This window comes from Falsiroseomonas stagni DSM 19981 (assembly GCF_900114315.1).
GTDB classification, from domain to species: Bacteria; Pseudomonadota; Alphaproteobacteria; order Acetobacterales; family Acetobacteraceae; genus Falsiroseomonas; species Falsiroseomonas stagni.
Window position 1 is genome coordinate 256,631 of sequence record NZ_FOSQ01000001.1, and the last position, 13,058, is coordinate 269,688.

General features: G+C 66.3%; 10 protein-coding genes. 3 read left to right on the forward strand and 7 right to left on the reverse strand.

Annotated features, from left to right (window positions below; genetic code table 11):
• Positions 1-19 precede the first annotated feature (19 nt).
• The 7 genes from zorA to BM041_RS01260 form a co-directional block, all read right to left on the reverse strand.
• Complete coding sequence (gene zorA, locus BM041_RS01230; protein ID WP_092954278.1) at positions 20-2,047, reverse strand: anti-phage ZorAB system protein ZorA; 2,028 nt, start codon at positions 2,045-2,047, stop codon at positions 20-22.
• 34 nt (positions 2,048-2,081) lie between these two features.
• Entirely contained in the window at positions 2,082-2,855 is a 774-nt protein-coding gene (locus tag BM041_RS01235; protein WP_175533654.1) for an ASCH domain-containing protein, read from the reverse strand.
• Positions 2,856-2,880: 25 nt separating this feature from the next.
• Positions 2,881-6,249, reverse strand: coding sequence for a DEAD/DEAH box helicase family protein (locus tag BM041_RS01240; RefSeq protein WP_092954284.1), 3,369 nt, complete (start codon positions 6,247-6,249; stop codon positions 2,881-2,883).
• 4 nt (positions 6,250-6,253) lie between these two features.
• Positions 6,254-7,438: a restriction endonuclease subunit S gene (locus BM041_RS01245; protein ID WP_092954287.1), complete on the reverse strand. Its 1,185-nt coding sequence runs from the start codon at positions 7,436-7,438 to the stop codon at positions 6,254-6,256.
• Positions 7,435-9,000 carry a type I restriction-modification system subunit M gene (locus BM041_RS01250; RefSeq protein ID WP_092957307.1) on the reverse strand — a complete coding sequence of 522 codons (1,566 nt, stop codon included), beginning with the start codon at positions 8,998-9,000 and terminating at the stop codon, positions 7,435-7,437. The genes BM041_RS01245 and BM041_RS01250 overlap by 4 nt, the downstream gene beginning before the upstream one ends.
• A gap of 205 nt (positions 9,001-9,205) precedes the next feature.
• Entirely contained in the window at positions 9,206-9,808 is a 603-nt protein-coding gene (locus BM041_RS01255) for a hypothetical protein (protein ID WP_092954290.1), read from the reverse strand.
• A gap of 98 nt (positions 9,809-9,906) precedes the next feature.
• A complete protein-coding gene (locus tag BM041_RS01260; protein ID WP_092954293.1) occupies positions 9,907-10,263 on the reverse strand; it encodes a hypothetical protein in 357 nt (118 codons plus the stop codon).
• Positions 10,264-10,413: 150 nt separating this feature from the next.
• Between BM041_RS01260 and BM041_RS01265 the strand changes: the two genes are divergently transcribed.
• The 3 genes from BM041_RS01265 (at position 10,414) to BM041_RS01275 (ending at position 13,057) form a co-directional block, all read left to right on the forward strand.
• Entirely contained in the window at positions 10,414-11,274 is an 861-nt protein-coding gene (locus BM041_RS01265; protein WP_092954296.1) for a WYL domain-containing protein, read from the forward strand.
• 607 nt (positions 11,275-11,881) lie between these two features.
• Complete coding sequence (locus tag BM041_RS01270; protein ID WP_092954299.1) at positions 11,882-12,211, forward strand: hypothetical protein; 330 nt, start codon at positions 11,882-11,884, stop codon at positions 12,209-12,211.
• A gap of 66 nt (positions 12,212-12,277) precedes the next feature.
• On the forward strand, positions 12,278-13,057 hold the full coding sequence (locus BM041_RS01275; protein ID WP_245761874.1) for a response regulator: 780 nt from the start codon (positions 12,278-12,280) through the stop codon (positions 13,055-13,057).
• The last annotated feature ends 1 nt before the right edge of the window (position 13,058 follow it).

The following is a 13,058-nucleotide window of genomic DNA, read 5'->3' on the forward strand; positions in this document are numbered from 1 at the left end:
TTCTGCTGCGGCGCATAGGCTAGATCGCCTCTCGCGCCAGGGCAGGGCGCACATCTTCAAGCGCCTCTGTCAGACTGTCGATCGCGCCGCGCAGCTGCTCGGCTGCCTTCGCCATTCCCTCGTCCGTGTCGCGCACGAAGTCACGGACTTGGTCGCGGAAGGCGTTGATGCCACGGGAGAGTTCCTCGAAAACATTCGCGAGGCTGCCATCGAGTGCCTCGAACCGCCCGAGCGCCTGCACCATGCGGTCCGCGAGGGCTGATGCGTCCTGGTGAAGACCGCGCTGCGCTGTCATGGAGGCAGCCATCGTTTCCGCCATTCGCTGCAGTTCCACCACTGCCCGAGGGATGTGGCCAGAGGCTTCGGAGAGGCGGCCGGCTGCCTGGTCCAAGCCCCGCAAAGCGCCGCCGACTGCCTCGGCAGTATTGGCCATGGCGCTGTTCGCAGCGGCAAAGGCGCCCTCGGCCTCCCTCAGCCTCCCGTCCAGCGCTGACATGCCGGTCTGGAAAGATCCAAGCACCGAGCCGATCTCTCGGCCCGCGCGGGTCGTCTCATCGGCAAAGGCGGTAGCGGCTGTGCCGATGGCTTGACGCGCAGCATCAACGGCGACGCGAAAGTCCGTGGACGTGCTGACGGAGACCTTGGCGATGTCGTGCGCTGCGCTGGATGCGGCACCGGAGAGGTCGATGACCGCCTGCCTTACGCTTGTTACCAGGTTATCGGCGGCGCTCGAAAGGCGGGTGGCGAAGCTATCCGTGGCCTGCTCCAGGGATGTCCGCATCTCGCCAGCCGAAGCTGAAAGTTTGTCCGCGAAGCCGGTGGCGCTTTCGTCCATGGCGCGCCGGACGTCCTGCATGCTGTCCTGGATGCCCCCGCGCAGTGCTGCCGCGGCATCGGTGGAGGCCTCGCGGATGTCCTTGCCCGCCGCCTCAATCGACTGGCGGGCAAGGTCAGCAGAACTGGCCATGCGACCGGAGGCGTCGGCCATGGCACTACCAATGCCTTCTGCCGCTGTCCTGCCTGCGGCGGCCAGACCCAGTTGAACCTCCGCAAGGCCCGAAGCTACGCTGCCGATCTGGGCGCCGACCTTCTCGAGATTGGACGTAACCTCCCTGATCTGCGATCCCGCCGCCCCTTCGAGTTGGCCGATAAAGCGCTGGATCATCTCGTCCAGCGCACCGCGGTTCATGTCCGCCATCGATGCAGCCATCCGTTCCACCGCCTCCCGCAGCGGGAGCATGTGTTCGGCGAGGCGGCTGTTCAGGCTGTCATCGATCTTCGTCCCGAGGCTTGCTGCGAGGTCGGCAGAATACTGCTGTTGCTCACGCAGAATGCTGTTCAGCAAGTCATTGCTTTCGAGCGCCAGTTCCTGCGCCGAGATGGGCGGCATCTTCAGATCGATCAGTCTGACGAACGCCTGTATCTCTCGTTCCGTCGCGCGCAGCACGCGCCGAAGAAAGGATGAGAAAAGCAGCGAGGAGCCAAGGCCGATAATGGAGAAGAGAAATTTTGTTGCCGAGGCGCCAAGTAGTTGCTGCAGCCCGCTCCGAACTTCGTTGGGGTCTGTGGCGCCCAAGCTTTCACCTGCGGCCCAGAGGGCAAGCACGAGACCGATGAAGGTGAGGAAGAGGCCGATGCCGACGAGCGTGTTGGCGTAGGCAAGGGCCGAACGCATATCCGCGCCAGCGGTCTTCAGTAATTCCAGATTGAAAAACTCGCTCGCGGGCACGGTCTGCCTGAACGGTCGGCCGGGGATGATGGGCTTGGCCAGGGTCGCGTCGAAGGCGGCCCATGCCTCGCCCGCGATGGGTTCCGCGCGCAGTGTCTCGTCGATGGCTTCATAGCGCAGAGGCAACTCTGCCGGTGACGGCGCACCCCCGATCGTCTCGCTCATCCGGCGCATCGTCGCGCGGATCTGCCGGCCAGCCCTCAACAGCGGCCCGACGATCCACCAGGAAGCGCCGCCAATGACAACAACAATGAGCACGACAAAAGGCCAGGACGTGAAGACCTGATTCGCCAGCGCCCAGGACAGCGTCGTCACCATCGCAATCAAAGTCCCCGTTTGGAAGGCTGGTCATTCATGGCGCGCTGCGGCGTCCACGGTCCATCGTGATTCGAAGACGATGGGTTCCCATCTTTTGCACGAGCACGCTCTCGCCAGCCCGCGCATCAGCATCCTCAAAGAATTTCCGCACCGGCCCGCGCTTGCGCAGAATCATCTTGTCGCGGGGAACATCCGTTTCGATGACGTCACCGGGCACGAACTCGACGGTTAGGAGCGATGGTGCCGCGCTGGCGCTATTGGAGCCGCCGATCACGTCTTCGGGCAGGAGGTGCCGGGCACTGTGCAGGTATATATGACCGTGGTTCAGGTTGCCCGCCGTGATCGCGATGGAGATCGATGCGCCTGCTGACTCGATAGCCGGGAGCACCGCAATGGCGGCACGCGGTGGGGTTCGTTCAGGCACTCCAGCGGGTGCCGATGCCAGTTTCGCTTCCAGCGCACGATCAAGTTCCACCCAAACGACTGCTCCGCTGGGATGCGCATAGGGCAACGGGTTCGGCAGAGGCTTCACGTTGGCGAGCACCCAGGGATACACCCACCCTTGCGCTAGGACCGCTGAGTCCTCGCTCGCTGGGATTCTGTGCCGGTCGCGGGTTTCTGCCAATCGGCTGGCGTCGACCGGTGGCTCCGTGCCGACGAGGTCGGCATAGCCGACGATCACGCCTGCCCCCTTGCGGATCAGGGCGATGCGACCGCGGACATTGGTTGGCCGGGTCCGCATTTCCCACGTCTTCGCGCCCGTCAGAATATAGTCGATCCACGGCTCACGGATAATCAGCCCACGCATTGCCCCGTTTTCTCCATCATGAAGTTCAGGCAACGGCACGAATTTTGATATCTTCCAGAATCGATTGGATACGGTCCACGTCTTTTTCCGGAAACACCCCATCGATTCCGCCCTGCCAACCGGTGAAGGGCGGTTCGTAGAGGCGGCCGATATCGACGACGCCCTGCGACGTCAGGTGATCGATCAGCATGTCCATGAAAGCGTGCTGGTTAGCACGCAGCACGCGGCCCTGCTGGAATTCGCCGAACGCCTCCATCGCCGCCGCGCGATCCAGGCCGATGAGGGAGCGGACGAAAAGGCCGAGACCCTGGCTCTGCGCCTTCGCCTGCTCCATCTCCGCCGCCCCGCCGGCGCCGCTTTCGCCCAGCATCCGCTCCAGCTCCGCCAAATCAGTCGGTGTCAGCTGGCGGTTGGTGCGGAGCTTGTGGATGGCGACGTGGCCCTCATGCGCCTTCAGGAAGTGGCGCACCTTCTCCTTGAACTTCGCGAAGCCATCGGCGGTGGCCATGGTCTCGAACACCACCTCCTGCCCGTCGCCGATCTCGTCCTGGAAGTTGGTGTAGAGGATGGCGCGGCGGCGCTTCTCGATCAGGTGCACGAGGCCCCGCAGGCGGCGGCGGGCCTGTTCGAGCTCCGCGACCGTGATGTCCTGCCACCAGGCCTCGGTCTGGACGGCCAGGATCAGCTCCATCTCGGCGGCGATGGCCGGGATCGCCTTGTTCTCGGCCAACGCCTCCCCCACCGCCACCACGCGGTCCTTCCAGGCCGCGAAGCCGGGGCGGGCGGCCAGGATGCAGAGCTGGAGGTTCAGCATCAGCAGGTCGAACTGCTTGGCCTCCAGCTTCTCGGCATCCTGCTGTGTCGGCAGGCCGGCGATGGTGGTCGCGAGGGCGTCGCGCGCCGCGACATCCAGCACCTCCCACGCCTCGGGCTTCGCATAGGCCTCGACCAGCTTGCGGTGGGGGCGGATGACGAAGTTGTCGGTGTTCATCGCCGCGACCTCGGCGTGCAGCAGCGTCGCCACATCGACGCGCAGCGCGCCCTCGGCCTCCGCCGCCGTGCCGGCTTTCACCCGCGCATCCACGCCCGCGATCACGTCCAGCCGGGCACGGAACAGGCGGGCGGAGATGCTTTCCGCCGCGCTCGCCTCCACCGTCTTCGCGTCCTTCGAGAAGAACTCCAGGTTCTGGCAGAAGTCGAAGACCTGGAAGAACTTCTTGTCCTGCCCAGGCCTGAACAGGTCCGGCCGCAGGCGGGTGCCGCGGCCGACCATCTGCCAGAATTTCGTGCGGGACCGCACGAGCTTGAAGAACACCAGGTTCACGACCTCCGGCACATCGATGCCGGTGTCCAGCATGTCCACGCTGATGGCGATGTGGGGTGACTTCGCGGGGGCGGAGAAGTCATCGATGAGTGACTGGGCGTGCGACACCTGGTTGTCGATGACCTGGGCGAAATGGCCCTTGAGGTGCGGGTAGTTCGCGTCGAAGCGCTTCTGGATGAAGACGGCGTGGTTGTGGTTGCGGGCGAAGATGATGGTCTTGCCCAGGCGATCCCCGCCTTCGACCGTCAGGCCGTGGGTCATCAGGTGCTGCAGCACCTTGTCCACCGTGTCCTGGTTGAACAGCCAGGTGTTGATGGCCTCCGCCTCCACGCCCTCGGGCGGGTCTTCCTCCCACTCCGCCTCGTCCCAGCGTTCCTTCTCCTCCTCCGTCAGATCGTCGTAGCGGATGCCCTGGCGCTGGAACTTCAGGGGGACGGAGATGGCGCGCATCGGCACCAGGTAGCCATCGGCCACGGCGTCCTGCAGCGGGTAGGCATCCGTCGGGACATGGGTGTCGAGGTCGAACATGCTGTAGGTGTTGTGGTCGATCTCGTCCTTCGGCGTCGCCGTCAGGCCCACCAACAGGCTGTCGAACCAGCGGAAGATGGCGCGGTAGCGGCGGTAGATCGAACGGTGCGCCTCATCCACCACGATCAGGTCGAAATGGCCGGGGCCGAAGCGGCGGCCGCCTTCGCCCATCTCCTCGATAAGCGACATCATGGTGGGGTAGGTGGAGACGTAGACGCGGCCCTGGCTGGCGCGGTCGGTGATGAGGTTGACCGGCGCGGCATCCGGCAGGTGGGTCTTGAAGGCGCTGACGGCCTGGTTCACCAGCGCCACACGGTCCGCCAGGAACAGGATGCGCTTGGCCCAGTTGCAGCGCATCAGCAGGTCGCACAGCGCGATCACGGTGCGGGTCTTTCCCGACCCCGTCGCCATCACCACCAGGGTCTTGCGGCGGTGCTCATCCTCGAACGCCTGGGCGATGCGGCGGATGGCGCGGGTCTGGTAGGGGCGGCCGACGATGGCCTCGTTCACCGTGGCATCCGCCAGGCGGCGGCGGGTGGTGCGACGCTGGACTAGCAGCTCCAACTCATCGCGGCGGTAGAAGCCCTCGACTTCGCGCGGGGGGTGCTGGGTGTCGTCCCAGATCCAATGCTCATAGCCATTGGTCAGGAAGATGACGGGGCGCTGGCCGTGCATGGCTTCCAGCGCATCGGCGTAGAGCTTCGCCTGGTGCTGGCCGCGGCCAGGGTCGTGGCGGGTGGCCTTGGCTTCCACCACGGCCAGCGGCTTCCCATCCGCGCCCCACAGCACGTAGTCGGCATAGCCGGTGCCGGATGGCGTGGGCATGCCGCGCAGGGGCACTTCCGCCACGCCCGGGGCCTGCGCGTCCCACCCGGCTTCCGCCAGCAGCTTGTCGATGAAGAGGTCGCGGGTCGCGGCCTCCCCGTAATCATGCGTATCGGGCTTCCTGCTGTTGGCGGCGAGGGCTTCAGCGATTTCCGCGCGCAGCGCCCGCACTTCCTCATCCAGCGAGGCCTTGGCGGCGAGGGCTTCCTTCAGCGCCTGGTCCTTCGCTTCCATCTCCGTCGCCATCTGGCGGATCTGGGCGAGGCTGCGGCGGACGATATCGGCCGTGGGGGGCGGCAGCAGGGCGGGATCGAAGGCGAGGCTATCGGCCGGGCGGGCGCCGCGGGCATAGGTGCGGGCCAGCCAGAAGGACAGGTGAAAGGCTTCGCGCATGACGGCGCGGGCATCGGCTTCGGTGAAGGGCTTGGCGCTGTGCACGGCGCTGTTGCCGGCAACCTTCAGCCATCGCGCCTTGTTGTAGATGGCGTCCCCGGCGATGGCGCGGAAGCCGGGTTCATCGATCAGCGCCGCCAGCTTGTCCGTATAGGGCGCGGCGAGGCGCCGGTCCGCCCGGTAGAGCCAGGCCATGGCGAGTTCGAGGAAGCGGCGGGCGTAGAAGGCGCAGGCGCGGGGATCGCCGCGCGCAAGGGATTCGGCGCGCGTGATGGCGCCATGCAGGTTCGGCCACTCGGGTTGGAGGAAGCCGAATTGGGTCATGGGGTCAGAGTTCCCCTCGGAAGGCCCGGTGTTGAAGGGAGGCGAAGAGGGAGTCGAGCATCGCTCCGCGCGTGGACCAATCGGCTACTAGGTGTTGCAGCGTCGCCCACCGTTCTGCAAATTCCGATTGGAGCGGCAGGGGCGGAAGCAGCACTGGCGTTTCTGCAATCTGCTTGATGTTCAGCGTGGGCTGGCTAACCGTCCTCAGCTCGCGCGTGAAGTAATTTTGAACGAAGTTAGAGCGCAGATAATTCGCTAGAAACACACGGTTTGCGAGATTGCCGACCGGAATGCGCGCAACAGCGCGGGCGATGTTGGAGCCTTTGTCGTCGGCGCATGCGAGCGCGACGACGCCAATCGAGCCGACGCAGCTAACCAAGACCTCATCGCCCCGTAGCCGCGACCGCCGGTAGTCAGCCTCGATTTCAGGTGCAATTGTCTTTATATTCGTCCGGTCAACACGACCTTCAGAGAGGTCGCCCACGCGCACGAGTGGCACGCCTCCATCCACCTGGTCGCCAGGTTGCACGACACCGTAGTTGATGTTGTCACCCAGCCTAACGATTTCGTGAAGCTGACTGATGGGCCAGCATTTCGGGTTGGACTCCGGGTCACCAAACATCTCCACAAAGATCGCCTGCGCCATCTCGTCGAGTTGCGCCAGCGCCGCCCGCCGCATCGTCCGTAGCCCGTCGGCCTCATCGAGGATGGCGGCGATGCGGCGCTGTTGCTCAAGCGGCGGGAGTGGCACCAACATTTGCATGAGCCGTTCTGTCGGCACCGCGGCTTGATTCACCCACTGTTTGCACATTGCCGTAAATGTGCCCTTCGCGCGCTCGGCATGTAGCCAACGGCTGAGGTAGCCAGGCACGGCTTGCTGCGGATCGAGACGCAAGCGCAGAAAGTGATTGCTGTAGACCACAGCCTCGGAATAGCCACTGAATAACGCTGACTTGCCAACCAACTCTGGGCTGTTGGTGGCATTAAATAAGATATCGCCAGGCTGAACCGCGAACCGAAGGAGATCGGCGTCGGCGCGCGGAACGCGCCTGATGGTGCTAAATGCAAGGCGCCCATCGGTGCTGACGTTATTCATTCGGACCTGGATAACGCCGTTGTCGTCCGATTTCCCGCTTGCGAAACCGGGCCGCGCGTCGGCGACTATGCTCGCGAGAGGAACAATCTTCACGACAACATCCCCTCCAGCCGCGTCATCCCCTCGCTGATCTCCGCCTCCAGCTTCCGAAGCTCTGCCAGAATCTCCCGAGGCGACCGGTGTGACGTCTCCTCCCGCACCACTTCCTTGTAGCGGTTGATGGAGAGGTCCCAGCCCGCCGCCACGATCTCCGCCTTCGGCACCACGAAGCTGCGCGCCGTGCGGGGGCGGTCCCGTTCCTCGCCGTCGCGCCGGCGCCAGCGGGCCAGCACGTCGGGCAGGTTGTTGCGGGTGGCGAGTTCGGCTTCCGCCAGCGCCTCCCTCGGCACGGGGCCGAGCCTGCCCTCCGGCAGCAGGGGCGTGCGCTTGTCGTCCAGCGAGAAGCCATCGGCCAGCATATCGTAGAACCACACGCCATCCGTCCCGCCGCTATCCGTGCGGGTGAAGAACAGGATGGCGCAGGACACGCCAGCATAGGGACGAAAAACGCCGCTGGGCAGGCTGACGATGCCGTCCAGCTTGTGGTCCTCCACCAGCATGCGGCGGAGTTCCTTGTGCGCCTTGGAGGATCCGAACAGCACGCCATCCGGCACCACCACCGCCGCACGACCGCCGGGCTTCAGCAGGCGCAGGAACAGCGCCAGGAACAGCAGCTCCGTCTTGCGGGTCTTGACGATGGCGGTCAGGTCCTTCGCCACCGTCTCCGTGTCCAGCGACCCCGCGAAGGGCGGGTTGGCGAGCACCAGGGTGTAGCGGTCGGCGTCCTCCGCATGGTCCTGCGCCAGGCTGTCGCGGTAGCGGACATCGGGGTTCTCCACCCCGTGCAGCAGCATGTTCATGCTGCCGATGCGCAGCATGGTGCTGTCGAAGTCGAAGGCATGGAACGCGCCGCCGAGCCTGCCCTGGCCGTGGAAGTGGGCGCGCGCGGCATCGTCATGCAGCACCGCCGGGTGGTGCTGGCGCAGGTATTCGGCCGCGGCGACCAGGAAGCCGCAGGTGCCGCTGGCGGGGTCCACGATGATGTCCCGCGGCGTCGGCGCCGCCATCTCCACCATCAGCTGGATGAGGTGGCGCGGCGTGCGGAACTGGCCGTTCTGCCCGGCGGTCGCGATCTTGCCGAGCATGTATTCGTAGATGTCGCCCTTGGTGTCCGCATCCTCCATCGGCACCGCTTCCAGCATGTCCACGACGCGGGAGAGCAGGGCAGGGGTGGGGATGGTGAAGCGGGCGTCGCGCATGTGGTGGGAATAGGTCGACCCATCCCCGCCGAGGGTGCGGAGGAAGGGGAAGACATGCTCCCCGACCACGGCGAACATCTCCGCCGGCGCCAGATTGCGGAAGCGGGACCAGCGGAGGTCGTCGAAGGGGCGGGCCTTGCGGCCCTCGCCGCTCAGGCCTTCCGGGAAGATGCGGCGGTCCATCGGGCGGCGCAGGCGCGCGGCCTTGCGTTCCTCCAGCGTGTGAAGCTCATCGAGGCGGCGGATGAAGAGCAGGTAGGTGATCTGCTCCATGACCTCCAGCGGGTTGGAGATCCCGCCGGTCCAGAAGCTGTCCCAGATGCGGTCGATCTGGCTGCGAAGTTCACCGGTGAGCATCAGCAAGTCCTGAAATATCGGGGGGCGGTCAGGCGAGTGTCAGCGCGGAGGGAGCGCCGTTCGGAGCGGGGGCGCGGCGCGGCAGGCAGGTTATTGGCGCCTGGTGCGCCGGCGCTGTGGGCGTCGTTCCGCATGATGACCGATATGGTGCCGGGGGGCGCGCCGCTTGACCAGGGGCCAGCGGCGCGGTTCCGGTCGGGCTACATCATGGCGAGATGCGCGCCGTGGTGCGCTGGCGTTCCAGCAGGGCCAGTTCGTCATCCCGCTCGCGGTTGAGCGCCTGGATGCGCGTCTCGCAGCCCTGGGTGTCCGTGCCGCAGGCGCTTCGGGCGGCGGTGAGGCGCTCGTCGAACAGGCGCCTCGTGTCGGCGATGCGGGTGGTGAAGAAGGCTTCGCGGCTGCCCTCGCTGGCGAAGGTTTCGGGTGGAAGGCTGACGATGACGTTCTCGGGGTAGCGACTCATGGCGCCCGATGCCGCATCCACCGCCAGGCCGATGAAGCCGCCGAGCAGGATGTTGCCGGCGGTCATGCCCTGGAACTGGGGCGTGATGGTCTGCACGCCGGGCAGGTTGCCGGCGCGGGTGCAGCGGATGGCGATGTCGCGGGATGACTTGCTGAGGGAGACGGTGCCGGGGGTCGGGTTCACCACGCCCATGATGGTGCCGTCGCGCGTCATGGTGCAGGCGGCGCCGGGCGGCTCGGTCAGGACGGAGATGGTCTGGGTGGTCCCGGTGGTGATGGTGGCACAGGCCGGCAGGCCGAAGGCCAGGAGAAGCAGTGCTGCAAATCGGTAAAATTTCGCAATCATGATGGGCGCGGTCCTTCGTTCACGCCGGAGGGCCGGCGTGTTGGGTGGGTCATTGGGCTTGGGGTGGCTGGGGCGGCGCGGCGTGTCCGCGCGATCGATCAGCCCGGCGTTTCGTCTGGGGTGGTGATGGCGTGCAGGCGGTCCTGGTGTCGGCCCGCGCGACCGGTGAGGTGTTCCGCGAGACTGTTGCGACCGCCGCCAAGCAACCGCGCCTCCGTCAGGAGGACCGTCAGGCGCTGGGCCATGACGGCGGCGGTGGGCTCGACCGCTTGCGCGGCGATGTCGCCGATCTCGGCGGCGAGGGAGGCGGCGGCGAAGGCCGTCCGGTCGATGTGCTCCTCGGTCCAGTAGGTCGCGAGGAAGGGGGCAGCGAGGCCCGGATTGGCGGCACAGGCGGCGCGGCAGAGAGCGACCAGGCGGCTGTCAGGCAGGCTGGGGGCGTATCGGCGGGACATGGAGGTGTGGAGGGTCTCCGTGCAATCGGGGTTGGCGCTAGGGGTCAGGGCGGGCGATGCGCGTGGCATGGACGGCTCCAGGGATGACGATGGGTCCGCATATTTTTTATTCGTATTGTATCGAAGGGTCAACGTAGTTTTTATGCGGACATGACTGACGCTCCGCCCACGCCTGCCTCGCACGACCTCCGCTGGAGCCAGGAGGCGCGGCTGCGCGCGATTGACCAGGCGGCGTTCTGGGATGGGCGGGTGAACCGGTCGGAGCTGATCCGGCGCTTCGGCATTTCGGTCCCGCAGGCGACGATCGACTTGCGGGACTACCAGACGCTGGCGCCGGGCAACCTGCGCTACGACACGCGGGAGAAGGCCTACCTGGCGGAGGAGGGCTTCCGGCCGCTGTTCGGGGAGCCGAGCGCCGAGGCCTGGCTGCTGGATGCGGGGGCAGAGGAGGCGCGCCCCCTGCCGGTCGTGGTGACGCCGCGGCCGGAGCGGAGGGTGGACCCCTGGGTGCTACGGCGGGTGGTGCAGGCCAAGCGGGCCGGCCTGGCGCTGCGGGTGCTGTATCAGACGATGGACCAGCCGGAGCCGTCCTGGCGGTGGATCTCGCCCATGGCCTTCGGCAGCGACGGCGTGCGGTGGCACCTGCGGGCCTGGAACCACGATACCGGACGGCATGAGGACATGCTGTTCCCCCGCATGGTGGCTTTTGACGGTGAGAGGCCCGCGGATGCGGCGCCGGTGGATGAGGTCTGGGAGCGCGTGGTGTCGGTGCGGCTGCGGCCCGCTGGGAGGCTGAGCGAAGGCCAGCGGCGGGTGATCGAGGCCGACTACCAGATGGTGGGGGGAGAGGCCCGCCTGGAGGTGCGGGCGGCGCTGCTGTGGCTGTTCCTGCGGCGCATGCGCCTGGACCGTGAGGATGGGCTGGTGGAGGTGGCGAACAGGGCGGAACTGGTCGAGGTCCTGGAGGGACTCAAGGCCAGATTCCAGGGTGGCGATGTGGAACGGCGTTGAGCGGCGGCCAGGACGATGCTGCGCAACGCCTCGCGCGCCTATCAATGGCCCCCTCGGTGGAGAAAAGCCCTGAGCTGAAGGCATAGGAAGACTACCCCCGCTTAAAGCGAGGGCAGTCCCTATGCCTTCGCGAATGTTGCTGCCCTCGTATGGAGCTGCCCCTCGCTTTGGCAGCGGCATGGCGTGTCGGCCTGCCGCCTTGGTGCCAACTTACGCAGGTAGGACACCCTGCGCTCCTCGCCCTCGCACCTTTCGGACCGGGCTTTGCCGTTGAGGAGACCCCACAGTCGGCGATAAGATCCGCGTCGCTGCCGTCATGCCGACCAACGCGGAAATAGTGCAGCTAGGGAACTCCCTGCTCGTGCGTCCTGCTCTGGGTGTCGCACGGGACTTGGTCCGCACCTCAATTATAGCGCTGTCGGTCATCTGATGCACCGATATTCGTGTGCGAAGGCTTGGATGTGTGCCGGACTTGTGGTGTTCGCGGCTCGGGAGCGGCCGCCAGGAAGATCATCGTCGTCCAGCACACCGCCTGCAGTTCCGGCGGCAGACAGCGCGGCGGTGATCCCGTTCTGGCCGAGGGGCAGTAAGGCGCACGCAGGCTGCCATGGCGATCACCGCGGTCATCGGCAGTGCACGGGCCGGGATGAAGCGCGGGGTGGTGGGTGACGTCGAGGCCCTGGCGCCGGGGCGGGAGCAGCGGGGGAGGATGTGGGCGCCTTTCTGGCCATTCATCCGACCCGCCGAGAGCATCATGACGACGGTGCGGTCGTGGTCGTCGCAGGCGGCGTGCCGCTTCCGGTTCAGCCAGCCATGCGGTGTGCCTTCAGGGGGTGCTGTCGATGATCAGCCGATCAGGCTGACCGGTCCAGCCGGCCAGCGCCGCGACGATGCGGCTGAACACGCCCTGTTTGGCCCCGGCATTAGCTGCCACTGAACGCCTGAAAACTATTGAAACGAATGCCCGTGAGCCATCGCCTGGACGTGCCGCTACAGTGCCGGCATGCAGATACGGCCGCAGGATATGGACACCTTTCCCTCCAGCCATGACCAGGCTTGTCACGTCGTTGTCGTCGAGGATGACCGAGAGATCGCGCTGCTAGTCTCCAGCTTCCTGACGCAGCATGGCATCAGCGTCACCCGCGCCAGCACGGACCGGCAGTTGCAGCGCGTCCTCCGCATGCAGAGCACTGACCTCATCCTGCTGGACATCATGCTGCCGGATGTCGACGGCCTGACCATCTGCCGGCGACTGCGCAGCACGCCCGAGACGCAGGCGATACCCATCATCGTCGTGTCCGCGCTCGGCAGCCAGTTGGACCGTGTGAAGGGCCTGGATACGGGCGCTGACGATTATCTGGTGAAGCCCTTCGCGCCAGAGGAATTGCTGGCGCGCATCCGCGCCGTCATGCGGCGGCATTCGCTGGTCGAACGGCGGGCGGAGGCCGCGCAGGAAGTGCTGGAGGCGGAGGGCTTCCGGCTCGATCTCCGGCGTCGGGCGCTTCATGACGCGCAGGGCGCCCGAGTTGCCCTGACGGCGACGGAACTGGGTCTCCTCGTCATCTTCATGCGCCACCCACAGATGGTCCTGTCCCGCGACCAGATCGCGATGAAGCTGCACGGCCGGAATGCGGAGCCGCTGGACCGGTCGATCGACGTCGCCATCAGTCGGTTGCGCCGCAAGATCGAGCCCGACCCGCAAAGCCCCACGTTGATCGAGACCGTCCGCCACGGTGGATACGTCTTCACGCAGCCGGTCCGCACCCAGCCGGCCGGGTCGTAGC

What these genes read in the sequence shown, in the direction of transcription:
- BM041_RS01265 (WP_092954296.1), top strand. Translation starts at nt 10,414, where the DNA reads ATGACTGACGCTCCGCCCACGCCTGCCTCGCACGACCTCCGCTGGAGC.
- zorA (WP_092954278.1), bottom strand. Translation starts at nt 2,047, where the DNA reads ATGGTGACGACGCTGTCCTGGGCGCTGGCGAATCAGGTCTTCACGTCC.
- BM041_RS01275 (WP_245761874.1), top strand. Translation starts at nt 12,278, where the DNA reads ATGCAGATACGGCCGCAGGATATGGACACCTTTCCCTCCAGCCATGAC.
- BM041_RS01235 (WP_175533654.1), bottom strand. Translation starts at nt 2,855, where the DNA reads ATGCGTGGGCTGATTATCCGTGAGCCGTGGATCGACTATATTCTGACG.
- BM041_RS01270 (WP_092954299.1), top strand. Translation starts at nt 11,882, where the DNA reads ATGGCGATCACCGCGGTCATCGGCAGTGCACGGGCCGGGATGAAGCGC.
- BM041_RS01250 (WP_092957307.1), bottom strand. Translation starts at nt 9,000, where the DNA reads ATGCTCACCGGTGAACTTCGCAGCCAGATCGACCGCATCTGGGACAGC.
- BM041_RS01240 (WP_092954284.1), bottom strand. Translation starts at nt 6,249, where the DNA reads ATGACCCAATTCGGCTTCCTCCAACCCGAGTGGCCGAACCTGCATGGC.
- BM041_RS01255 (WP_092954290.1), bottom strand. Translation starts at nt 9,808, where the DNA reads ATGATTGCGAAATTTTACCGATTTGCAGCACTGCTTCTCCTGGCCTTC.
- BM041_RS01260 (WP_092954293.1), bottom strand. Translation starts at nt 10,263, where the DNA reads ATGTCCCGCCGATACGCCCCCAGCCTGCCTGACAGCCGCCTGGTCGCT.